At 53.0% G+C, this 22828-nt stretch carries 20 protein-coding genes; 7 read left to right on the forward strand and 13 right to left on the reverse strand.

Going from position 1 to position 22828, the window contains the following annotated elements; all coding sequences use genetic code 11:
* Positions 1-56: 56 nt before the first annotated feature.
* From FFS57_RS25210 to lexA, 4 genes are all read left to right on the forward strand, one after another.
* Positions 57-194, forward strand: a complete 138-nt coding sequence (locus FFS57_RS25210) for a hypothetical protein (RefSeq protein WP_171013876.1) — start codon at positions 57-59, stop codon at positions 192-194.
* A gap of 229 nt (positions 195-423) precedes the next feature.
* Positions 424-567: a hypothetical protein gene (locus FFS57_RS25215; RefSeq protein ID WP_171013878.1), complete on the forward strand. Its 144-nt coding sequence runs from the start codon at positions 424-426 to the stop codon at positions 565-567.
* Between the two features lie 51 nt (positions 568-618).
* Positions 619-1038 (forward strand): MAPEG family protein, encoded by a 420-nt coding sequence (locus tag FFS57_RS12040; protein ID WP_249383982.1) that lies wholly within the window; start codon positions 619-621, stop codon positions 1036-1038.
* 283 nt (positions 1039-1321) lie between these two features.
* A complete protein-coding gene (gene lexA, locus FFS57_RS12045) occupies positions 1322-1927 on the forward strand; it encodes a transcriptional repressor LexA (protein WP_137938043.1) in 606 nt (201 codons plus the stop codon).
* A 95-nt stretch (positions 1928-2022) separates the two neighbouring features.
* Here lexA and FFS57_RS12050 read toward each other — a convergent pair whose 3' ends face one another.
* The 3 genes from FFS57_RS12050 to FFS57_RS12060 are packed head-to-tail and all read right to left on the reverse strand — an operon-like array spanning position 2023 to position 6964.
* The gene (locus tag FFS57_RS12050) at positions 2023-4089 is read right to left on the reverse strand and encodes a putative bifunctional diguanylate cyclase/phosphodiesterase (protein ID WP_137938044.1); all 2067 of its coding nucleotides are present in this window, start codon (positions 4087-4089) and stop codon (positions 2023-2025) included.
* Positions 4086-5018 carry an ABC transporter substrate-binding protein gene (locus FFS57_RS12055; RefSeq protein ID WP_137938045.1) on the reverse strand — a complete coding sequence of 311 codons (933 nt, stop codon included), beginning with the start codon at positions 5016-5018 and terminating at the stop codon, positions 4086-4088. Before FFS57_RS12055 ends, FFS57_RS12050 begins: the two co-directional genes overlap by 4 nt.
* Positions 5018-6964, reverse strand: coding sequence for a TonB-dependent receptor plug domain-containing protein (locus FFS57_RS12060; RefSeq protein WP_137938046.1), 1947 nt, complete (start codon positions 6962-6964; stop codon positions 5018-5020). The genes FFS57_RS12055 and FFS57_RS12060 overlap by 1 nt, the downstream gene beginning before the upstream one ends.
* Before the next feature lie 220 nt (positions 6965-7184).
* Here FFS57_RS12060 and FFS57_RS12065 point away from each other — a divergent pair, with 220 nt between their 5' ends.
* The gene (locus FFS57_RS12065) at positions 7185-7979 is read left to right on the forward strand and encodes a substrate-binding periplasmic protein (RefSeq protein WP_171013880.1); all 795 of its coding nucleotides are present in this window, start codon (positions 7185-7187) and stop codon (positions 7977-7979) included.
* An 86-nt stretch (positions 7980-8065) separates the two neighbouring features.
* Positions 8066-9139: a hypothetical protein gene (locus FFS57_RS12070; protein ID WP_137938048.1), complete on the forward strand. Its 1074-nt coding sequence runs from the start codon at positions 8066-8068 to the stop codon at positions 9137-9139.
* Positions 9140-9208: 69 nt separating this feature from the next.
* Here the strand turns inward: FFS57_RS12070 and FFS57_RS12075 are convergent, their stop codons facing one another.
* From FFS57_RS12075 to FFS57_RS12120, 10 genes are all read right to left on the reverse strand, one after another.
* The gene (locus FFS57_RS12075) at positions 9209-10123 is read right to left on the reverse strand and encodes a class I SAM-dependent methyltransferase (protein WP_137938049.1); all 915 of its coding nucleotides are present in this window, start codon (positions 10121-10123) and stop codon (positions 9209-9211) included.
* 293 nt (positions 10124-10416) lie between these two features.
* Positions 10417-11481, reverse strand: a complete 1065-nt coding sequence (locus FFS57_RS12080) for a bifunctional nicotinamide-nucleotide adenylyltransferase/Nudix hydroxylase (RefSeq protein ID WP_137938050.1) — start codon at positions 11479-11481, stop codon at positions 10417-10419.
* A 98-nt stretch (positions 11482-11579) separates the two neighbouring features.
* Positions 11580-12500 (reverse strand): quinolinate synthase NadA, encoded by a 921-nt coding sequence (gene nadA, locus FFS57_RS12085; RefSeq protein ID WP_137938051.1) that lies wholly within the window; start codon positions 12498-12500, stop codon positions 11580-11582.
* 385 nt (positions 12501-12885) lie between these two features.
* Positions 12886-13707, reverse strand: coding sequence for a 2,3,4,5-tetrahydropyridine-2,6-dicarboxylate N-succinyltransferase (gene dapD / locus FFS57_RS12090; protein ID WP_137938052.1), 822 nt, complete (start codon positions 13705-13707; stop codon positions 12886-12888).
* 360 nt (positions 13708-14067) lie between these two features.
* Complete coding sequence (locus FFS57_RS12095) at positions 14068-14634, reverse strand: PilZ domain-containing protein (protein ID WP_137938053.1); 567 nt, start codon at positions 14632-14634, stop codon at positions 14068-14070.
* Between the two features lie 24 nt (positions 14635-14658).
* On the reverse strand, positions 14659-14943 hold the full coding sequence (locus FFS57_RS12100; protein ID WP_137938054.1) for a hypothetical protein: 285 nt from the start codon (positions 14941-14943) through the stop codon (positions 14659-14661).
* A 194-nt stretch (positions 14944-15137) separates the two neighbouring features.
* Entirely contained in the window at positions 15138-15746 is a 609-nt protein-coding gene (locus FFS57_RS12105; RefSeq protein ID WP_137938055.1) for a hypothetical protein, read from the reverse strand.
* 59 nt (positions 15747-15805) lie between these two features.
* Complete coding sequence (locus tag FFS57_RS12110; RefSeq protein WP_137938056.1) at positions 15806-17575, reverse strand: hypothetical protein; 1770 nt, start codon at positions 17573-17575, stop codon at positions 15806-15808.
* A 41-nt stretch (positions 17576-17616) separates the two neighbouring features.
* Positions 17617-18663, reverse strand: coding sequence for a TolB family protein (locus tag FFS57_RS12115; protein WP_137938057.1), 1047 nt, complete (start codon positions 18661-18663; stop codon positions 17617-17619).
* 17 nt (positions 18664-18680) lie between these two features.
* Positions 18681-19028, reverse strand: a complete 348-nt coding sequence (locus tag FFS57_RS12120; protein ID WP_137938058.1) for a hypothetical protein — start codon at positions 19026-19028, stop codon at positions 18681-18683.
* A gap of 225 nt (positions 19029-19253) precedes the next feature.
* On the opposite strand from FFS57_RS12120, the gene smc reads away from it, so the two are divergent.
* Complete coding sequence (gene smc / locus FFS57_RS12125) at positions 19254-22772, forward strand: chromosome segregation protein SMC (protein ID WP_137938059.1); 3519 nt, start codon at positions 19254-19256, stop codon at positions 22770-22772.
* Positions 22773-22828 lie beyond the last annotated feature (56 nt).

Raw genomic sequence — 22828 nt, forward strand, 5'->3', positions numbered from 1 at the left:
GGCCTGATCTGGCGTAGATTGGCGCGTATTCGGTTACCTACAGGCGCCATACAGGTTTGCTGTGTGTATTGGGCATCGTGCTGTCAGGTGTGTTGCAAACATTATTGATTGCTGCAGGACTGGGTAAGTTGTTGCAAACCATACCTGCCTTGGTCGTGGCGGTTAAGGTGGTGGGTGCCGTTTATCTTGCATAGCTAGGATTTACCGCATTACGAGCAGCCTGGAATGGGCTGGTAATTCGTACCATCCTGCCATCAGTCAAGGTGAGTGCCGATCACGCCGTCATCGTATGTGCTTGCCTTGGTAATTTGATGAGCCCCAAGGCGTTATTGTTCTTCAGCTTGTTCCTGCCGCAACAAGGCCCGGTCGCGTTGTAACTGGCAACCTGGAGCTTGTTGCTGACCAGTATTGCAGTTGCAGTGAATGTGGTCTTTGTATTACTGGTCACAGAACTGGGCTGACACATGGGGATACGTGTGGCGGCTGGCCGGTTTGGGCAAAGGATTGCTGGGTATCGTCTTCATTTCATTGGCGGCCCGTATTGCGATGGCAGAGCCGGGTCGTTGAATGTTCATGCGAGATTTGACGCCGCTCTCAGCTTGCTTGCGGTGTTAAACCTTGTTATTGTCCGACAATCTATCGCTTGATTTGATTGTGGGGCAGGCTGTGACAATTGCACACTGGTGTATCCTGATTACGGCATTCATGCCGATTTTTTGGGTTGGTTTGGCCAAAGGGCAGCGTACCTATAACAATCGAGCCCCGCGGGTGTATCTGGATCAGCTGGAAGGCTGGCGCCAACGGGCGGTCTGGGCGCAGCAGAATTCATGGGAGGCGCTGGCATTGTTTGCACCTGCCGTGCTGGTGGCGCAACAGGCGCATGCCTCGCAGGATCGGGTGGATACCCTGGCCGTGGCATTTTTGATGCTACGGCTGATATACGGTATTTGCTATTTGGCTGACTGGCAGGCAATGCGGTCGCTGGTCTGGTTTGGTGGGATTGGCTGTACCGTGGCAATATTTGTTGCCGGTGCCTGATTGTCGATTGCTTCCCAATATTAGCATTGCCACACTTGAGCGTAAGCCGCGCCAGAGTTATCATGTAAGCTTGACTGATAATTTAATCAGTTGTTGGCATGCTATGTGATAAGTTCTACTTTTCCGTTTTTGGCAAGCCTTCCGATAATGCATTCTGGTATGTAGATTGCAGTGCATTGCGGGTGTAATAAAAAATTTCATTTAAAGCTGTTATTTTTTACAGTTTCCGTTCTATAATCCCGCTTGGAATTTCAATGCTGACCTTAAGCAGGGAATCAAGACAATGGAACGCTTAACCGCTCGTCAACAAGTCGTCCTCGACTTCATTCGCGATTACATTCGTGAAAACGGTAGTCCCCCAACCTTTGCCGATATCGCTGAAGGCCTGGGTTTCCGCTCTATCAATGCCGCTGTGGATCACGTCAAGGCATTGGTCAAGAAAAATGTCATTGAGTTGCAGGCCGGTGTGGCACGTGGCATTCGCCTGAAGGATGAAGCCAAGCAAGATGGCTTGCCTGTCATCGGCCGGGTGGCAGCGGGTTCGCCTATTCTGGCCCAGGAACACGTCGAACACCACTATCTGGTTGACCCTAATCTGTTTTCGATGCCTGCTGATTATCTGCTCCGTGTTCGCGGCAACAGTATGATCAATGCCGGTATTCTGGATGGTGATCTGATTGCAGTGCATCGTACACAAAGCGTACGTGAGGGGCAGATCATCATTGCGCGTTTGCAGGATGATGTCACTGTCAAACGCTTTCACCGCAATGGGGAGGTGGTCGAGCTGATTGCCGAAAACCCGGAATATCCACCAATTGTGGTAGACCCGCGCCGAGAAGTATTGGATATCGAAGGGCTCTGCGTCGGCGTGATCCGCTCAGTGCAGTAAGCAGATGATTCGCGCAAGGCGGACAGTAAGGAAGAATCTGACCTGACTGTTCGCTTTTTTGCTTTTTGCGCTGCTCAATTGACGGAATCGCCAGTTCAGCCGGCTGTATCTGCTGCGATTTCCAGGCTGTTTTTCGTGAGGATCGGGGAAAATTCGTCAAAAGGTCTGGGAGCGGCAATCCAGTATCCTTGAGCATAATCTACATGTAGTGCTTTCAGTACGTTGAAGACAGCGTCAGAGTCCACATATTCAGCAATGGTCTTGAGCCCCATCAGGTGACTGATTTCGTTGATTGAAGAGACCATGGCACGGCTGATTGGATCATGGGCAATGTCGCGTACAAATACGCCATCAATTTTGACATAGTCTACCGGCAGCTGTTTCAAGTAGCCCATCGAAGATACGCCACTACCAAAATCGTCCAATGAGAACCGGCAACCCAGTTTGCGCAATCGCTGCATCAGGTCCACTGCCTGTGGCAGATTGATGATGGCAGCAGTTTCGGTGATTTCGAAGCAGATGCGGGCCGGCTGAATGGCATGTTGTTCAATGTGAGACAAAATGAAGTCGAACAGTTCGCCATCGCCAAGCGACATGCCCGATAGATTGACCGCGCAGGTGGTAGGCATGATCCGGCCGGTTGTCTGCCAGTTGCCCAATTGCTGGAACACATTGGCAACGACCCAGCGGTCCAGGGTTGGCATCAGGTTATAACGTTCAGCTGCCGGAATGAAGGCCATCGGAGAGATGATTGAGCCACTCGGGTCGGCAATACGCAACAGGACTTCAATGTGATCAATGGAGGCATGGTGCGTTACATCCATGATTGGTTGGTAGTAAAGTCGCAAGTGATGGCAATCCAGCGCATGGTTGATGCGACTGATCCAATGCATTTCACCGTGGCGCCGCTGAATGTCGGCATCGCTGGCCTGATGGATCTGTATGCGGTTGCGACCGTTGTCCTTGGCGCTGTAACAGGCGGCATCAGCATGAGCCAATACTTGTTGGAGGTCGGCTGTTTCACGTGTGATCGCGGCCAGGCCTACACTGGCACCGACACCAAATGATTTGCCTTCCCAACTGAAACGGAAGCGATTGATGGTGTCCAGCAGATCTGTAGACAGATTGAAGGCATCCTCGATTCGGGTGTGCTCCATCAGCAGACCAAATTCGTCACCGCCCAACCTTGCCAAGACTGCCTGATCAGGGACGTGCTGCTCCAGCACCATGGATAGCTGCCTGAGTAGTGCGTCACCAGCGGCGTGGCCACACGTATCGTTCACGACCTTGAACTGATCCAAATCCAGATAGCCAATGGCGTGCATCGATCCATGTTCCTGAGCATAGGTGATGGCTTGTGCCACCCGTCGTTCAAATTCGGCACGATTGATCAGGCCGGTGAGTGCATCGTGGCAAGCCTGATGACGAAGTTGGCTGGTGGCGTGACGAATTCGCTCTTGCAAGTGTTCCTGTGCTGATTCAATGGCATTGGCCATGCGATTGAAACCTTGCTCCAGTACGCCCAGTTCTCCAGGCGATATACAATGGACTCGTTCATCCAGTTTGCCCGCGCCAAAACGTTTGACCGCACGTGACAGTGCACGTACTGGCTGGCGGAAGCCTTTGGACAGGCGCCAGGCCAATGCACAGCAAAGTAGAATTCCACCTATGCCGATCAATACGGAATGGCGGATCATCTCCTGACGCCGTTCGATCATGTTGCGCTGTGTCAACACCACCTCCACTTCGCCGATACGATGACTTTGACTGCTACCTTGATTGGAGAAGTCATCTAGTGTGATTTCGACATGCTCGATGGTGGCAACGTAGCGAGCGATCGGTTCATCTGATGTTGGTTTGCGCCGCCAGATGCCAGCCAGCTCATGGCCCTGGTGATCCCGAACGCTTATCGACACCACATCGGTTGCTTGCGCAGCAGAGCGAAGCAACTCATCCAGAATGGCGACGTTGCCAGACAGGACGCCATATTCACAAGCTGGCGCCAGATTATTGGCCAGTTGGGTGCCACGATCTCGCAGCGACTGGCGCAGATCATTGAGCTGGGTGCTGAGTGAGTGTGTGGTCAGCAGGATACCTAGCAGCAACATGGGTGCCACCATGGTGGCAATCAATCGGGGCAGAAAGCCATTCAGCAGTCTCATTCTTCCCCCAGTTCCTGGCGTAACCGATCCATCAGTAATGGAATCGGATCAATATCGATATCCAGCGCCCGTGCAACTTGATCGTTGACGTTCACGGAATAGTACTGTGGGTATTGCGGTGGTGGCAGGTTGGTTTTGCTGGCTAGTACCCGCCCGGCGATTTCGCCTGCCTGCTGGCCAATCTGGCTGGGTGTTGAATAAATTGAGCATAACGCACCAGCTCGGGTAAAGGTGCTGGAGAAGCCAATGATTGGTACGCGGCGGCGAAAAGCCGTCAGGATGACCAACTCTGCCGTTCGTGGCGTATAGACTTTGTTGTCCGGGATTGCAAGCAGTGCTTGGGCATCCGATAGAATACGCTGCATGGATGGCATCAGATCGCGCTCGTTCATGACTGGCTCGACGGCAATCGATACGCCGCTGCGTGGATTGCTGGAGAACGTTTTACGCTGCGTCATGGTGTCCAGGCTGCTTAATACTGCTACCCGTTCCAGTTTGGGGATGGTCAGTCTGGCCAGTGTCAGAAAGCGGTCAAAAGGTTGGTCGAGGTAGATGGCGCTTCGGTTACGTATTTCTGCTGGCGTTTTGCCGGCAAGCATTTTTTCATAGGTACTGCGCGGCACCAGTACAGCCAGATGCATGCCGCGATAGCTATTTTGCAGCATTGCCTCTGTGGCGGTTACGCCGAGTGTGACAATCAGGCGTGGGGGCTGACGGGTCAGCATGTCGGTCGCTTGCAGGCGAGAAAGGGTAACGATTTCTGTTTTTTCCAGCCGCTTGGTCAGGCTGGAACGAAATGCGCCCATTAATTCCTGATAGGGTGCCGTGTCGTCGCTACTGATCAAGAGTACATCGGGTGCGGCTCGTACTGCACTCAGGATGCCGAGCCAGGCCAGCAGGGCCAGTAACAGGCGCAGGTCAGGGAGCATCAATAGTCCAGGCTAAGTGTGACCGCTGTGGTTCGGCGGGCCAAATTATCTTTGAAGAAGTCCATGTGGCGGCTATCGGTCAGGTTCTGTACGGACATGGCCAGTTTTCCATTCAGCCGGGCGATTCGGGCCGAGTAGCTCACGCTTGCATCCCAGCGATGGATATCGCGAATCCGATCTCCTTCCCACATCCAGACCATCTTGCCGACACGAAAGTAGCTGAGATGACCGGTAATCGGGCCGTGTCGCCAGCCCACCGCACCGGTAAACGTGTAATGTGGCACCGACTCCGTCAGTTCATCTGGTGTGCTGTCGGACAAGGCGCGAGTCAGATTGCGCGCATAACTGGCACGCAGGTCGACTGATTGGATGGGCAGCCAGGCCAGCTGTATATCGGCCCCCCGGACACGAATACCCGATTCGTTGCGAAAGTAATTAGGCTGGTTGCGATCCGCCCGCTTGGTTAGATTGACCAGTTGATCAATCCGATCATCAAATAGTCGGATATCTACGTTCAGCCGTTTGTCGGGCCACTGCAGCAAATAGCCGATGTCACGACTGCGGATGCGTTCAGTGCTGAGATTCTGGTCGGTCAGAATGAAGCGAATGCGCGTATCGTTGATCTGGATGCTAAAGTCTCCACGTTGTTCAAACAAAGCTGGGTTCCGCGTGGCGCGGGATTCGCTGAATCGAAACGTATGTCCGCGCCAGGGCTGCAGATTCAGGGCCACACGGGGAGACGTGCTGTTACCAGCCAATCGGTCTCGCTCAGTCATCAACCCTGCATGCAACGACCAGAATGGGTTGGGCTGCCAGACAGCATCTGCAAAGCCGCGTCGAAGTTGGTTGCTGACTTTGCTGCTGGGGCCGGAAATATAGCCGGTCGCACGTACCAATTCATTGCGCAAACTGCCACCCCAAGCCAAACGTAGGCTGGACAACGGGCTCAGCGTGTGGGCCAGTTCCAGCTCCGAGCGTGTTTCCTGATCCAGATTGGCGGTGATCTCATATTGTTGTGGTGGAATGGGGCCAATTGCGATGGGTAGTGTATGAGTCTGTTTGCGGAAATGCCGGTTCTGGGTGTAGGCCTGTAAATTGATTGCACTATCGTCACCAAGCTGATGTACCCATTGAATCTGGCCAACATAGCTACGGTGATATTCGTGATGTGGTGTGTTAATTGCCTCATTCTCGAAGCCAGCTTCCCGCTTGCCATCTATCAAACCACCATGCAGGGCGAGTGTATCCTGATCGCTAAGACGGATGTCTGCCCTCGTGGAGAGGTAGCGGTAATGTCTGCTATCCCGTACCTTGTCAAAACCGTCATCCATATCGCGCGCCAGCGTGACTCGATAAAACACATTGGTAGCTTGCCCGCCATAGCGAAATGACTGCCGCTGATACTGACCCACTGTACTTGCAGCCGACCAGCCTTGTGTTTCGGTGGCATGGCGCGTGATGATGCTGATGACACCCAGAAAGGCATTTGCGCCATGGGTGGCGGCATTGGGGCCGCGTACCACTTCAATCCTGTCGATGTCCTGTATGGTTAAAGGCAAATCAATCCAATCCACGCCACCAAACATCGGAGAATAGACAGGGCGGCCATCAACCAATATCTGCATGCGTCGCGCGTATTGATCACCCAGGCCGTGATAACTGGCAGCAGGTTGGTTGCCATCCAGGTTCCCGACAATCATGCCCGGCACTAATCGGAGGATGTCAGGTAGCTGACGCAACCCAGCGCGTTCCAGTTGTTCGCGATCAATTACGGTGATGGCGGCAGGTACATGTTCAATGGGTTGAACCAAGCGTGATGCAGATAAAACAGGTGGTAGATTGAATAGGAAATCCTGTTCCGACAACGGCTTCTCTTCACTGGCATCGGCGTAAGGCGCGGCAAGCACCAAACCAACGGCGGTAAACAGGCGCAGCGCTAAGGTCATGTCGTCGTATGCCGCCAGGGATGCGGTACCTTATTATTGTGAATGTTGTGATTCTAGCATTGCGTTTCGCGAATGCGCACGTCACGCACCGCTAGGCCTTGCTCTTCTTGATTACAGCGAGTTCATTTCTGGCAATTCGCTGTGCTAGGCCAGATGCTGACGTTGTCCGTAAATGTGCCTATAAACATATAATGGGGTGGCAACAGGCAGAAGGATGAGCGTGAATCGAAACTGGATGGCAGGTCTGCTGCTTGGTTTGGCCCTGCAATCGATTGCCGCGACTGGGAAGCAATCCATCAACCTGATCTTCGTCGATGTGGATTCCACTCCCTTCCTGGTTGGACGCGGAGATCGTGTGGCCAATCCACCGGGATTGGCGGTGGAATTGATCCAGCAGGCTGTTGCTGCCGCAGGTTATCAGTTGCAGTTGCAACGCCTTCCCCAATTGCGAATGTTAAGGGCGTTGGAAGAAGGTAAGGTCGATGGTGCGTTCATCTTTTCCTATACCCCTGAACGAGCGCAGCTCTATGTCTATCCAATGATAGAAGGGCAGCCGGACCCAAATTTCCGAGTTACGCATATCAGCTATCGCCTGTATCGATTAAAAGGAAGTCGCGTTACCTGGGACGGGCAGAAATTCGAAGGAATGGCGCATCCTGTAGGTGTCAATACCGGCTGGGTGATGGCCAATACACTGCGTGACAAGGGCTTGGCTGTGGACGATGGTGGGCGAGGCTATCCGGAAAATTTCAGCAAGCTCAAACTAGGTCGGATTTCAGCCTATGCCACGCTGGAGCCTTCTGCGGAAAGCTATCTGAAAAGCACAGGTATGGCCGATCAATTTGAGAAAGTCGGTCCGCCACTGCAGGATAAGGACTACTTTCTGCTATTCAGCAAACGGTTCATGAGTGAATCACCTGATGTGGCCAGACGAATCTGGCAAATGCTTGCACAGGTTAGAGAAAAGCAGGAGGCTGCACTGTTCCAGAAGTATGAGGACGTGGCGCCCCAGTAAGATGTGGAAGGGGACGATGTGGCAAGCGGCCCGATTGGTGGTGAATGATATAGTTCCAAATTTGCCATCTTTTCAGGAAGGCCGATATGACAACACAGCCTGATCTGTCACCGCATCAAGACTTGATTATGCAGGCACAACTGGCTGGGATGTTCCGGTCACTTGCATCGCAACCAGTCCATACGCTTGAAGATTGCCTGCGCGTGTTTGATGCATTGCATCAACACGTGGTAGCCACGCTCTGGGTCGAATATACCTCGGCGCCGGATGAGAAGCATATCCATCATTTATTGGTCGATGCAGATGTATTGACCCGCCAGCACTTTGCCCCTTGGTTGATGTCCATATTACAAGCCACGCTGAACGCCATCAATCAGGGCAAGAGTGACGTGTATTCAATCTGTCTGGTCTGTGGCGCGCTGAATGTACTGAACACCTTGGCTAGTCTATTGTATGACCCGGAAGACGACGATCAATTGCAGTTGGATGAACTCGTCGTGGAAGAGGAGGTCTTCAGGGATTGGTGGGAAGCGGCATTGTTGATGCTGGATCAGCCCAGCCCATTTGCTCCGGAGCCAGATGCTGCCGATGTGCAGGATAGGGAGACCAATACGGTGGGACAAGCAGCATTTTATGCAATGAGTCCACTGGCCAAGCTGGAGTGTGTCGCTGCTGTGTTACAAGATGCAGATATCGAGGTGGCTGACCCTGACCTGGCTACCTATGTGGCGTTGGATAAATCACAGGTGTTCGGACTTGGCTGTGTAATGGCGTTGCTGGTGCCAGACCGTTGTGGCGTATGTTTGATCAAGCCGTTTGAAGATGGCATCGAGATTGATTCACGTGAATATTACGCCGACTTATGGCGGCATGCGTCAATTGTGGCGGGTTGGCAGATTGATGATATGTCGGTGGTCGTGGATGACGAGCTGGCTGGGGCCTCAATCAATATCCAATTCATGGCGTTTGGTCATTTGCATCAGTGGCACTACCACTGTGATGGTGCGGATATGGATGGCCGTTGGTTTGCTGATGTACATGGTTTCGCCAAGACCTATCTGTCAGGTCGTTTTCTGTTTGATCAGCTTGCTAATGGGCAGATCGGTTACGCCTATCTACCCATTACTGTTGCACAGAGATTGGCCAGATTGGTGTCGTGACCTGATAGGCTACTGATCCCAACCCCGGCGTGCCTGCCCTTGAGCGGTGTCCAAGAGGCAGGCCCTGCCTTATTTATAGCAATGGAAGAAATTCAAACCATATTTGCCTTTTTCAACGGTAGGTAGTGCATAGTGTTTAACCAACTTGGTAGTCAATAGTCCCACCCATTTTCCTTCCAGTGATTGATATTCCTCCTGAAAGCTTTTGAAATCCTCCAGCTTGAATAGATTGAGCCCGGGAATAATCGTATCGGCAGTAACGTCGCGTAATGTGCAGCGCTTGAATCCAGCTGTAGCCATCAATGGTTCATATAGTGAATTCTGCATGATATTGAATGTTCCATATTGACACATGACAAGATAGCGTGTGAAGTAATTGCACGGCTGCTTTAATACATAATCCGAAATTGCGAAAATGCCATTCTCTTTTAGTAATTTAAGCAATTTCTTGAGCAGTTTCTCTTTTTGGTCAATGAAATAGAAGCATTCGACAGAGAATGCATGATCAAACGAGGCATCCGGGTAGTTCATTTCTACCGCATCAATACATTCAAAAGTAATCAGGTGATCAAGCCCTTCCTCTCTGACATAGCGACGGGCTGTTTCAATATTCTCATGTGACAGATCCACACCATGGACTCGGCAGCCATGCTTTCTCGCCAGCCAGATCGCATTTGAGCCAACCCCGCAGCCGATGTCCAGGATACGATGTTCAGGTTGGATATCCAGTGGGTGAAGCAGTTCTGCCAGATATTGTTCCTGGGCCTGATTGAACAAGCCGACAAAGAAGTCATCAATCACTTTGCTGAAGGAATAGTGAAATTGCCCATTCTCCGGGTTGGCTTTACCGTTGAAGGTGATTCGATCTTCATACTCCAGGCCGGTGAAAAATCCCTGATGGATATGGCGGCTTGCCGTAAAGTGCTTGTTGAGTACTTTCCTGTAATTTTCATTGTTGTAAATCAAACTTCCGGCGCTTTCCATACAAACCTCCGTAAACTGATTGACGAACAGGTAATGCAGGTTGAGCCCATCAGAGTATTCATCGAATTAGGGCTCTATGCAACTTGACCCTTCTGGTTAAATGGAATTTATTCGTAATATTTCCATTTGTTTCAAACGGGAAGCGTATTGATATTGATTTAGGATGCCGGCGAGAATTCTAATCCATCAAGTATTAATTGCCCAACTCGTTAACTAATAGGAAAAGGCCGCATATGCGGCCTTTGAATATTGTATTAAGCGAATTACTAAGTGGGATCAATCTTTCATGCGTCTTATATCTGACCTAGAAACCAATTGACGATATAAAAATGATCATCAAATAGCTGATCTTCCATGCGATTGAATTCGAATAGTGGGACCCATTTTGCTTTGTCAGCATCATCCGACCCTTTTACTTTCGGCAGGCCTTCCTGGGTCGGTGGCAATTCAATCAGGAATGCGTGCGTAATGGTTCTGCCCCGCAGGCTACGCTTGGGGTGGTCGAATACGCGTGACGAGCGAATCGACCCGGCCAGGACAGGGCCGGGTACTTTCAGCTTGGTTTCTTCTCGAAGCTCACGAATGGCGGCATCGCGGATACGTTCATTCTGATCGACGAAGCCGCCTGGCAACGCCCACAAACCCTTGCCTGGTTGTGTCCGGCGGCGTACCAGTAGAATGTGCCCGGAATAGACGACCATGGCATCGACCGTGACGAATGTGGGCGGGTAGGGTGCACGAGCCCAACTGCGCTTGTAGTCTTGAATGTAGGCATATTCGGTGGCGAGATTCTGATAGTGTTCAGTGTCTCGAAATTGTCGCAGGTAATCGTGCACGGGTGGTGGCATTTGCTCCGCATCGTATGCGGCTTGACAAGTGGGGTGGGAATCGAAATATCGATAACGGATGTCGGCAGATATGATGCCAGGTAAATCCGGCATCTGAACCTGTCGCCATTGAGGAAAGAATTCCAGATAGTAACTGTCCTGGCTACGGCCGCCGCTGACCATGCCAATACGATATTCCGCCGGGCGTGACGACAGGTTGACCGTATCGACGGCAATGACCTTGTCTACGGTACTTTGTACTTCTCCAACCCATTGCTGGTCGTTATACATCCGATCGGAAATGCCGACAATGTAGACGCGGGTCTGATCCTCAGGTGGCAGGCAAGCGCGGATCAGATGTTCGCGCTCCTGGAAAGTCCATGGATTCTCAAAAGTTCGAGCACCGCGTGCTGAGCCGACGATAACGATGACCTTGTCAGCCTGACCAAGTGCGTGGCGAATGGTTTGCAGATGGCCACGGTGAAAAGGCTGAAAGCGGCCAATGAAGATCAGGTAGTCGAATTGGGCCATGTTCGTATCGGAAAAAATGCGCGATCAATGCCTGCATTCGCATTTGGGCGAACTCAGACTCCCAGAAACCAGAAAGCGACCTATCGGTCGCTTTGGCATTATGCGTAATAGCGTTTGGAAAATTCCAGCATGCGCTCAATCGGCAGTCGAGCCGCATCCATCTGTGCATCTGTCAGGTAATCGATGCAAATGCCTTCGCCTTGTTGTGCACGCTTGACCGCTTCAATGGTGTTGAGCTTCATGTATGGACAGGAATTGCACTGGCAACCTGCGTAAATTGGAGCTTGGCGGATATCCAGTTCTGGACGTACTTGCTTCATGTTGTAGAGGATGCCGTCCTCGGTTGCCACAAAGATCACGCCATTAGGGGCTTTGTCATAGGCCTTGACCCAGTTCAGCATACCGGACGTGGAGCCTACATAATCAGCGCGTTGCAACACCGGCAGTGGGCTTTCCGGGTGTGCGATCAGGAAGTAGGGGGTGTCGCCAACCGCTGCAAAACCGGTATTGAGTGCCTCTTCATTGAATTTGTCGTGTACTTCGCACACGGCGGACCAGAGTGGCATGTCATAACCATACTGGAAGTTGAGATAGGCACCCATGTTGCGATCAGGTGAGAAGATGACTTTTTTGCCCGTGGCATACAGGTCGGCGATCAGGTCGTCGACATTGCGGCTGGTGCAAATCCAGTCTGCCAGCGCTTTATGCTCTGCAGACGAATTGATATAGGCTACATGGACATGATCTGGATACTGTTCCCGCCAGGCCTTGAGGGCAGTTACATCGGTTTGCGTCACAAGCGAACAGGTGGACCCACGATCCGGCAGGATCACTTCGGCATGCGGATTGAGAATTTTGGCAGTTTCAGCCATGAAGCGTACACCGGCAAACACAATGGTATCGGCTTCGGCATCACGGGCATAAAGGGAGAGCTCAAGACTGTCGCCTACTTTATCCGCCATTTGCTGTATTTCGGGCGTGCAATAATAATGGGCGAGTGTGACCACTTTCTTGGTCATAGGAAATCCTCCTATATCAGTGGCTTGCGATCCTAACTCGCAAGCAGGTATGCATCAGTTGTCGATCAGTTGCGTCGCTGCCACGGAATCCCCGTGTTGGGTTGCAGCTAGGCATCGGCAACTTATCAGATTTGACGCCGTGATGCCAGTGCATGTTCCCCTGCAATTCGAAAAATAGGAGGTCATGAGGTAGGAAGCACGCTTCATGGTTGCGTGAACGCGCTTTGGAGGGAGGGCAAGTTGTTAAAATCGGGTAATGAATGAGCGCCTGTTCACGATCTTGCAGTGAGAACCTGATTGAGGCTCATGTGCTACTCAACATCCTTGTCTTTCGGTTGTGAGCGGGTTCAAAGGCCGCATTCAGCGGCCCGTTGCCTGGTGAGTACTAAATACCGCGCAGTAATTCGTTGATGCCAACCTTGCCACGGGTTTTCGCATCGACTTTTTTTACAATAACGGCGCAATACAGACTGTATTTTCCATCGGCAGAGGGCAGGTTGCCTGACACCACCACAGACCCGGCTGGTACACGGCCGTAAGTAATTTCACCTGTCTCGCGGTCATAAATCTTGGTGGATTGACCAATGTAGACGCCCATTGAAATGACCGAACCCTCTTCCACGATCACCCCCTCGACGATCTCCGAGCGTGCGCCAATGAAGCAGTTGTCTTCAATGATGGTCGGTGATGCTTGTAGTGGTTCCAGAACCCCGCCAATGCCGACGCCGCCAGATAAGTGGACGTTTTTCCCGATTTGTGCGCAGGAGCCAACAGTCGCCCAAGTGTCGACCATTGTCCCTTCATCAACAAACGCACCAATGTTGACGTAGGATGGCATCAGTACCACATTCTTGCCGATGAAGCTGCCGCGTCGGGCAATGGCGTTAGGTACAACACGGAACCCGCCAGCGCGGAAATCGGCTTCGGAATAGTCGGCAAACTTGCTGGGTACCTTGTCGAAATATTGGGTGCAACCACCATCCAGTGGCACGTTGTCATTGGCGCGGAAGGAGAGCAGCACAGCTTTTTTGACCCATTCGTGGGTGATCCACTGACCGTTGATTTTTTCTGCCACGCGCAGGCTGCCGCTGTCCAGTTCCGTGATGACCTGGCCAATAGCGGCCTTCAATTCAGGCTGAATGGTGGAAGGCGTGAGCTCTGCGCGACGTTCAAAAGCTTCTTCAATCAAAGGCTGAATAGGATGCATGCGATTTCCCGAATTTGGAGTTAAATGAATAGTAGTCATGTGGTTCAACCGGTGGTGATATCAAAACGCAGTTCATCCATGCTGGCGGGCCGGGCCGTTATCGTTGGATGACTTGACTGTTTTCCTGTTTACATGGCCATGCCTGAGCCAGTACTTGTGCACGCCCAACGAATGGATAGGAAATGCATGACTAGCGTGCCTGCCACACTCGGTGGCGTCAATTGGGACGATCCATAGCAATATTGGTGTAGTGGATCAAGCTTACCGGAGCAATGACCAGGGTGAACACAACATTATAGAACGTGAATGACCAGAGCCCAATAATCGACGGTTATATAGAAAGTAATGGTCAGTGGGAACTTATTGCCTAGCTGCTGCTGATGGATGAAATCGAGCCTGTATCTGTCGACGGTGGTAGCGAAAAATGGTGCGTTCCAGCCAATCTGTAACGGATTGGGTCACATGTTCGAAATGTGCTGATATGCGCCAGCTGTTACTGGAGATCTGCTCGCAGCCAATGATTTTGGCTGGCAGGCGCAGTGGCTCTGGAATGCGGGAGTTGATGAGGAGGGATAGCAATACATTGTTGTTAGTGGCCAATGGGGTATCCACATGCCAGATCAGCATATCGGCGTGCAGTGTCACGGCCTGTGGCCTTGTCTGTTGGCACTGCGATGCCATCAGCTGTGCCAATAGATGCAAGGCAAGATTCAGTTTGGCTTCGATGCGGTCAGGTTGGCGTGCAGCATCGAATTCATGCTCTTGCTCGCTGCCACCGGCTTCCATGGCAGCCAAGCCGGCCAGTAAAGCCTGATTGGCCTGCATCCAGCCATCCACCAGGGCGATCCAGCCATCTGGTAATGGCTCTGCCTTCATACTCAATATGATATCGAGCCCGACAGAGGCAGGGGGGAGGGTATCATTCATGACAGCAGCCTCATGCTGAACTGGTCAGTTGCGGGTAGCGGCATCAGAGGCTGTCTGATGGCTTGCCGTGACTGGCGGCGGCGTATCTACCGGTTGGGTCGTGGCCGCAGGGGGCGTATTCTGGTCTTTGCCCGACTCCACTTTGCCTGGTGGTTGTTCGGCATTTGGGCGTACTTTGCAGAAAGCAGGCGGGTTGTCGGAAAAGCACAGTACGCTGAGCTTGCGCTCGCCATTGCAAACCGGGCAGGCCATGACACTACTTGTTAGCAGCAATAACGTTGAGCTCAGGACAAGTTTGAATTTGAACATGTCAGCGTGCTTTGATGTTGGGGTATAGCAGGATGATAGCGCTGACGCCGCTGCCTTGCATGCAGAAATACCATGCCAGGGTCAGTTTTCAGGTTGCTCGTTCGTACGAACACCGTTGGCCATGTGTTGTGTGATGATCAAGCGGTCTGCCGGACCCAGTGTATCGATCCGGCAGACTGTGAGTTGAGTGTTGGTCAAACGACGGCAAATCGTCTCATGGTGACAAGCGCCGCCGCGCCGATGCCCAATAACATCCAGCTAGGCGCAACAGGAATGCGGCCATTCGGATCGCGAATAACCTCCACGCTCCCATCTTCTATGCTGGTGTTGGCCAATTGGGCATCCCAGGTTTTGACATCCTGGCCGCTGACCCCTGGGACCGTATCCGGCAGAAAGCTCAATCCGGACAGGCCAACCCCAATCGCCTTGAAGGTAAGTGTCGCCAACGTGATTGGGTCGTCCTGCATTGCATCGAGTATCGTTTCGTCGACAATGAGTGACAGCTCCCACAGATCAATCACATTGACACCCAAGGTAAAGCCCGAAAACGAATCCGCCGGCCCCCCAAGTTTGTCGTAGAACGTGACACCCATGCCTAGCAGAATGGTTTGGTTGAAACCGACGTCCAAATCGTAGGCACTGATGATATCGGTACCCAGGTCAGTGGCGATGATATCGACGTTGACCGTGTCACCCAGAAATTTCACCTGGTTTTGTGGTGAGAATTTCAAGGTAAGTGCCTGTGCCTGAACCGTGAACAGCGCACAGCCCAGTAGTACTGCATTGAGAAATGCTTTTGACATGATGTTTGCTCCATGCATGGCGTTAGTCTGAACTGATGGTGACAGTTGTCTGGGACATATCATGGTGCGCAGTTCGGACGTGTGCATTTCAACGTGCACATCCGTCCATCGTTGACCGTGATAAAGCCATTGCCATCTGCATCTCTCGAATCGCCTGGGGCAGCTGTCGTGTTGCGGGCGGCCAGAATGGCGTTGATATCGTTGCGGTCGATATCACCATCACCATCGACATCGCACGTGGTTCCCTGGCTGCTCAATGTCAGGTCATACAGGATGGGGGAAGCCTTGTCAGCATTGGCGGTGAGTCTTGCCTGTACTTGTATGTAACGTCCCGACTGATTGAACGGGGTATTGTTGGAGACCAATGAGTAGGCCGACAACGGCAGATTGCCCAATGTGTCCGCAGTACGGACTCGGACCTCAATGGTTGCGCCGGTTGGTAGGGTTTCAGTCCAACTGGCCTTGCCCCATGGCATGCCAGCTACGTTGCTATCGTATATTGCGGTCCATGTACCGGTTGGGCTGGTGATGTTACGTGCTGCAAAGCCAGTTGCATCACTATAGGTGTAAGGTGAGTTGCCAATAGGGAACACCCCCAGTGACGTACCATCGGTCCCCTTGTACTTGGACAGGTTGTTGGAAGTACGGTGAATCAGCCAAACGTCATTATTGGCATCAATCACCGCACCACGAACCTCACCGGTTCCAGGTTGGGCCGGTTTGCTCCAGATAACTGTGCCATCCGGGGCAAATTTGGTGACGCCGCCGGAATTGACATTGCCGGGGACAATGTTGCCAGAGCCATCGACCGCGATCCCATAGGAGGTATAGAACTGCGCTGCCGGTGTGGTGAATGTGTTGGTAGTCGGGTCGAACTGGATATACGAGCGGCCGTTCAGGCTGGCAACATAGACTTTGCCGTTCCCCAGTGCGATGCCGTAATTACCGCCAAACTGCCCGTGGTTGAAGCTGCTGACCACCAGGGTATTCGTATCGATTTTGCCCAGGATGGTTCCCAGCGAAGCACTCCACAACATGCCGTTGGAGTCAACCAGACAACCATACGGGCTCCAGGAAACCGCGATCGGGCCGACCATGGGCGAACCATCAACGGAGCTGATCTTGTAATATTGCGCAGTATTGAATAGGCCCACCCACAAGTTGCCGTCCTTGCCGATGCAAAGTGAACGACCTAAGCCGTTCGGTACGCCGACATAGACGATCCAGGCGACGCGTTCATCCGTGATTTCGGCAGGGTCGACTCGTCCGTTGCCATTGGTGTCCCCCATGGGCATGATTTCGGCTGGGTCAATCACGCCATTATTGTTGGTGTCCTGGGATGTGTCGGCAACACCATTGCCATTGCGATCGATAAAACTATCGGACAGGATCTTCATGACCGATGCACTTTTACCATCAAAGTGGCGGTTGGCTACGTAGGCATTGCCGTTGATGTCAACTGCGGTACGGGACGGTGCCGCGCCGGCATAGGCATTGCCAAGGTGATTCACAAAGCCTGGTTGTCCTGCGGGACCGAACCAAGTGCGATAGCGTGCCAGCTCTTTGTTGGTGGAGGTATCGATTTTCGACAGGGTGTCCTCACCCGCATTGGCATTCCACAGCACTGGGAAGGTGGTGCCCACCGCATTCAGTTGTAATTGATGATTGTTTGGCGCCGTATGATTGACGCCATCCAGTGTACCCAAGTCGAAATCACCGTCCAACGTGTAGGTAATGGTGACTGCGGATAGTTGGGAAAATGCCAGACAGGCACCAATGGCCAGTAGCCACCGGGCAAGCGGGCGTTGCGTAGAGCAACGATGTTCCATGGTCTTATCCTTCATGGTAATAGGTAATAATCACTTGAGGGCTATTGCTTGGCTAGGCGGGTCAATTGTCTTGGGCGCGCCAGTGGCTGGGCATCCATCGCCATGCTGTAGGTCAGCCGCTGTGCGGATTGACCTGCTGCCGTTGTCACCCGATAGAGCTGTGCATTGCCATCGCGATAGCTGACGAACAATATCGCCGTGCCATCCGGTGTGAGGCTGGGCTGATTGTCTTCGGCTTCCGACTCGGTCAGATTGGCCAACGCACCGTCAGCCAGCGAAACTTTGGCAATATCCTGACGGCCAGTTTCGGCAATGGTGGTCAACACTAGTAGTGATTGGTTATCGGGTGTCCAGCGTGCTTCACCGGTTTGTATTTCCTTTGGAGTGACTGCCTGGGCTTCGCTGCCATCGGCATTCATGACCCAGATTTGCAGCAGGCTTGAGTTGCGCGAGGTATAGGCAAGCCGTTGTCCATCGGGCGACCATACCGGATTGGTTTCTGATGCTTTGGTTTTCGCGATGTAGGTGTATTTGCCTGTAGCAATGTCCACCGTGGCTATGTCGCCTTTTCCTTCGGTAAAATTGACATAGGCCAATCGCTTCGAATCTGGCGCCCAAGCGGGTTGACCTTTGGCCACGCCAGGATCTGCGGCCGTCACATTGGCCAACTGTTTGCCATGACTGTCCATGACATAGATGTTGGCGGTTTTGTCCCGATAGGATATGAAAGCGATATGTTTGCCATCTGGCGACCAGACGGGATCGCTGTCGGCCGCGTCATGATGGGTCAGCCGGCGTTGATTTTTACCATCTGCATCCATGATGTAGATTTCCGGATTACCGTCCCGCGTGGACGTCATCACGATGCGTTTGCCATCTGGTGACCAGCTGGCTTGGCTATTCTCGCCTTTGCCATCTGTCAGTTTATGGACAGCATGATCGGGTGTCAGCGTATAGAGCTGAAGCGAGCCATCACGTGTGGAGGCGAACAAAATGGTATCCTCGCGTGTCGGGCTGGCTGCGATTACACAGGGTGGCAACAACAGGGCACATACCGCCATACTCAGATAGGTCGAAGAATTGATCATCAAGGTGCTCCTGATTGTTACGGGGTCACAACAAAACGGGTGGTTGTGATGGTTTTGCCGTTGTTGTCCTGGATTTCTATCTTGTGCTCGCCGGCCATCGCGGTACGATATGTTTCGGCGAGATTGCCGGCACTGGTCGCAACAACCGCCCGCAGCATCTGCGAGCCATTGGGCAAGGTAATCAACAGTCGATAAGCTTGTCCGGGGGTATAGCCTGGACCGTTGACGTGGGCATCCGTCCCGGCCTGAATTGCGGATTCGACATTGATCACTGCGGCCTGGGCAGGGAAGCTCCAGGTCAATGCAAGTATCAAAGCGCTGGTCGCCGCGTTCAAGCGGCGTCTTTTCATCGTTGTGCACGTCATGGGTGTTTCTCCTGCCGTTGAATTAATTCGACCAAGATAAGCCAATGGCTTAACGAATAATTGCTACGCATAAAATATGCCAACTAAAAATATCAATATTGATCAACATGTTAAATGCATGCCATTATATGATTGTAAATATATGCGAAATGAATTATTTCAAATTTGATTAATTGTTCGTGTTAGAATTTTCCCTCGCTTTTTACCCGTTTCCGGAATACCACGTTGCGTCTTACACAAATCAAACTTGCCGGCTTCAAATCTTTTGTAGATCCACAGCAGATCCCTGTCCCTGGGCAGTTGGTTGCGGTGGTTGGCCCCAATGGTTGCGGTAAATCCAATGTAATTGATGCTGTGCGGTGGGTACTGGGTGAAAGTTCGGCCAAGCAATTGCGTGGCGAATCAATGCAGGATGTGATTTTCAATGGTTCCGACCACCGTAAACCGGTAGGGCGGGCGTCCGTGGAATTGGTATTCGACAATAGCCTGGGCCGGGCAGCCGGGCAGTGGTCACAGTATGCCGAGATTTCGATCAAGCGGGTGCTGACACGCCAGGGTGAATCCAGTTACTACATCAACCATATTCAGTGTCGGCGGCGGGATATTCAGGACCTGTTCCTGGGGACCGGTGTGGGCACACGTGGTTACGCGGTGATCGAGCAAGGCATGATCTCGCGCATTATCGAGGCGCGGCCGGAAGAATTACGGGTGTTTCTGGAGGAGGCGGCGGGCGTATCCAAATACAAGGAACGCCGCAAGGAGACGGAAGCCCGCTTGACTGATACCCGTGACAACCTGACGCGTGTCGATGATATCCGGCGTGAGCTGGAAGGTCAGCTTGAGAAACTGGCCGTGCAGGCGGAAGTGGCCGAAAAGTACCAGCATATGAAGTTGACGCTGGAAAACACTCAAAACCTACTGGCATTGTTACGCAAGCAGGAAGCGCAGAAGGATCAGGGCAGGCTGGCACGGGACATTGCAGCGGCGATCAACGACCTTGAGGCAGCCACCGCGCAGCTGCGTGAAACGGAAAGCCAACTGGAGCAGCTACGCGAAACGCATTTCACTGCCAGTGACGAATTGCATAATGTACAGGGGCGCTTGTATGAGGCGAATGCCGAGGTGGCGCGACTGGAGCAGCAGATTGTCCATTTGAAGGACAGTCGCAATCGTATTGGAAACCAAATCAACCAAGCCAAGACGCAGTTGGCTCAATTGCAACAGCAAGCGGGAACGACCGATGAACTGGTGGTGCACTGGCGGTCGGAAAGCGAGGCACTGGCAGAGCGGGTGGAATTGACTCAAGAGGGCTTGCTTGAAGCAAATGATGCACTGCCTGCTGTGGAAACTGCTTGGCGTTCAGCTCAGCAATCCTACAGCGAAATCCAGCAAAAGCTTGCACAGGTTCAACAGGCGCGAGAGTTACAGGCGGCACATGGCAGCCATGCGCTGAAAACCATTCAGCAACTGGAAGCGCGCCGTGAACGCCTGCGCCAGGAGCAAGCTGCTCAACCCCAAGCTGATCGCGATGCATTGCTGGAGCTGGAGGAATCAGTCGGGGAGCTGGAAGCACGGCGACTGGCGTTGGAAGAAAGCCTATTCACTCTACAAGAGCAGGTGCCCAGGCTGGAGGCGACCAAACGAGATGCCCAGGCTGCACAACAACAAGTGCAACAGGCACTGACCAAGCTGGAGGCCCAGCATGCTGCGCTGGCACGACTCCAGCGGCGCGGTGATGGCAACCAGCAACTGGAAGCCTGGCTGCAACATTTTGGTTTGACCGATCAACTGCGGTTTTGGCAAGGGTTGGACGTGCAACCTGGCTGGGAGTCGGCTTTGGAAGCTGTCTTGTCCGAGCGACTCCAAGCACTGCCGCAACCAGATGCCGCCGCCGATCTGTTGTGCACACCCGCTCCCGCTCGACTGGCCTTGTATCAAGCGAAGGCTGTACCGGCGGGTTTGACTGCACCATTGGGTGATTGGCTGCCGTTGACCAGCAAGGTAACCATACGACAAGCAGCCTGTCAGTCAACCCTGCAGGATTGGTTGGCCAATGTGTGGTGCGTGGCAAATATCAACGACTTGACGGCAGCCCAGGCTGCCTTACCGCCAGGTGGTTGCTTGGTGTTGCAGAACGGCATAATGGTCACTCGAGCCGGTATGCGTTTTCATGCGGAAGACGACGTATTGTCAGGTGTGATGGTACGGCAGCGCGAGCTGGAGCAATTGGACAGCGATATGCTTGTACTGCAGGCATCCCTGGTACACGCGCAGGAGCAGGCTCATCTGGCAGATCAGGCTCATGCTCGCGCCTCAGCCGATTATCAGCACCAGCGGGGCGATAGTGAGCAGTTGGGGCGGCAGCTCCATCAGCAGCAGATGGAGCTGTTGAAACAGCAGCAAGCGCTGGAGCGTATTACCCAGCGCAGCGATCAGATTGCTCGAGAGTTGGCGGAAATTGCCGATGCCATCTCGATGGAAAATGACGCGCATGGCGAAGCCGCCTATAAACAGGAAGAATTTGACGAGCAAGTGACGCACCTGAGTGAGGCCATGGCTTCGGTCAGTAGCCATCGCACCCAGGCTGAAGCGGCGCTGGAAGTTGCACGTAACCGTCTGCGCGATGCTGAGCGAGCGGCCCGCGAGGCGGAGTTTCAACTCAAGACTGCGCAAAATAAGATTGTCGAGCTGGAAGGGTTGAAGCGTGGGCATGGCGAGCAACGTGAAGATCTGCAGTCACGCATCGAGGAGTTGCAGATCGAATTGGAGGGCTTTGATCCAACTGTGCTGGATGAGGCTATCCAGGAAGCGCTCAACCGTCGTGGCGAGCGTGAAGTGGCGCTGGCCAAGGCACGTGATGCAGTGGGCCATGCCACCAACAAGCTGCGCGAGCTGGAAGCAGATAAGGTACGTATTGAACATAGTCTGGAGCCGCTGCGTGAGCGCATCAACGAATTGCGCCTGAAGGAACAGGAGGCACGACTGGCGGTCGAACGTTTTACGCAGGAGTTGCAGGAAGCCGGTGCGGATGAGGCTGCGTTGATCCCATTGTTGGCAGCGAACACCAAGGTATCTTCGCTGGTTGGGCAGATCGGTGCGTTGACGCAGCAGCTGAACTCGCTGGGGGCGGTCAATCTGGCTGCCATGCAAGAGCTTGAAGAGTCGCGTACCCGCAAGGATTTCCTGGACGCTCAGGCGACTGACCTGACTGAAGCCATGGAAATGCTGGAGGCGGCCATCCGTAAGATCGACAAGGAATCCAGTGACCTGTTGCAGGCTACCTTCGACAAGGTCAATGCCTCCATGACGGAATTGTTCCCGCTATTGTTTGGCGGCGGCCAGGCGCGGCTGGTGATGACAGGAGAGACTATTCTGGATGCAGGAGTGCAGGTGATTGCGCAACCGCCTGGCAAAAAGAACAGTACCATTCACCTGCTGTCGGGTGGTGAAAAGGCGCTGACTGCGCTGAGTCTGGTGTTTGCGTTATTCCAGCTCAATCCTGCACCGTTTTGCCTGCTGGACGAAGTGGATGCACCGCTGGATGATGCCAATACCAGTCGTTTCTGCGATATGGTGAAGCGCATGTCGGCCAATACGCAGTTTTTGTATATCAGTCACAATAAGATCACCATGGAAATGGCAGATCAGCTGGTGGGTATCACCATGCAGGAGAAGGGGGTATCACGAGTGGTGGCGGTGGATATCGAGGTGGCATTGTCAATGGCAGAGGCCGCCCCTGCCTGAGCGAGAATAAAGCGCGCGGTCAACGGACCGACAGTTGCCGCGTTGCTGCCGAATGT

The organism is Chitinivorax sp. B, assembly GCF_005503445.1.
GTDB lineage: Bacteria > Pseudomonadota > Gammaproteobacteria > Burkholderiales > SCOH01 > Chitinivorax.

Coding starts and splice junctions, on each gene's coding strand:
- FFS57_RS12115 (WP_137938057.1), bottom strand. CDS start 18,663: ATGATCAATTCTTCGACCTATCTGAGTATGGCGGTATGTGCCCTGTTG.
- FFS57_RS12105 (WP_137938055.1), bottom strand. CDS start 15,746: ATGTCAAAAGCATTTCTCAATGCAGTACTACTGGGCTGTGCGCTGTTC.
- FFS57_RS12055 (WP_137938045.1), bottom strand. CDS start 5,018: ATGCTCCCTGACCTGCGCCTGTTACTGGCCCTGCTGGCCTGGCTCGGC.
- FFS57_RS25215 (WP_171013878.1), top strand. CDS start 424: ATGTGGTCTTTGTATTACTGGTCACAGAACTGGGCTGACACATGGGGA.
- nadA (WP_137938051.1), bottom strand. CDS start 12,500: ATGACCAAGAAAGTGGTCACACTCGCCCATTATTATTGCACGCCCGAA.
- FFS57_RS12110 (WP_137938056.1), bottom strand. CDS start 17,575: ATGGAACATCGTTGCTCTACGCAACGCCCGCTTGCCCGGTGGCTACTG.
- FFS57_RS12120 (WP_137938058.1), bottom strand. CDS start 19,028: ATGACGTGCACAACGATGAAAAGACGCCGCTTGAACGCGGCGACCAGC.
- FFS57_RS12060 (WP_137938046.1), bottom strand. CDS start 6,964: ATGACCTTAGCGCTGCGCCTGTTTACCGCCGTTGGTTTGGTGCTTGCC.
- FFS57_RS12070 (WP_137938048.1), top strand. CDS start 8,066: ATGACAACACAGCCTGATCTGTCACCGCATCAAGACTTGATTATGCAG.
- FFS57_RS12080 (WP_137938050.1), bottom strand. CDS start 11,481: ATGGCCCAATTCGACTACCTGATCTTCATTGGCCGCTTTCAGCCTTTT.
- dapD (WP_137938052.1), bottom strand. CDS start 13,707: ATGCATCCTATTCAGCCTTTGATTGAAGAAGCTTTTGAACGTCGCGCA.
- lexA (WP_137938043.1), top strand. CDS start 1,322: ATGGAACGCTTAACCGCTCGTCAACAAGTCGTCCTCGACTTCATTCGC.
- FFS57_RS12050 (WP_137938044.1), bottom strand. CDS start 4,089: ATGAGACTGCTGAATGGCTTTCTGCCCCGATTGATTGCCACCATGGTG.
- FFS57_RS12100 (WP_137938054.1), bottom strand. CDS start 14,943: ATGTTCAAATTCAAACTTGTCCTGAGCTCAACGTTATTGCTGCTAACA.
- FFS57_RS12095 (WP_137938053.1), bottom strand. CDS start 14,634: ATGAATGATACCCTCCCCCCTGCCTCTGTCGGGCTCGATATCATATTG.
- FFS57_RS12075 (WP_137938049.1), bottom strand. CDS start 10,123: ATGGAAAGCGCCGGAAGTTTGATTTACAACAATGAAAATTACAGGAAA.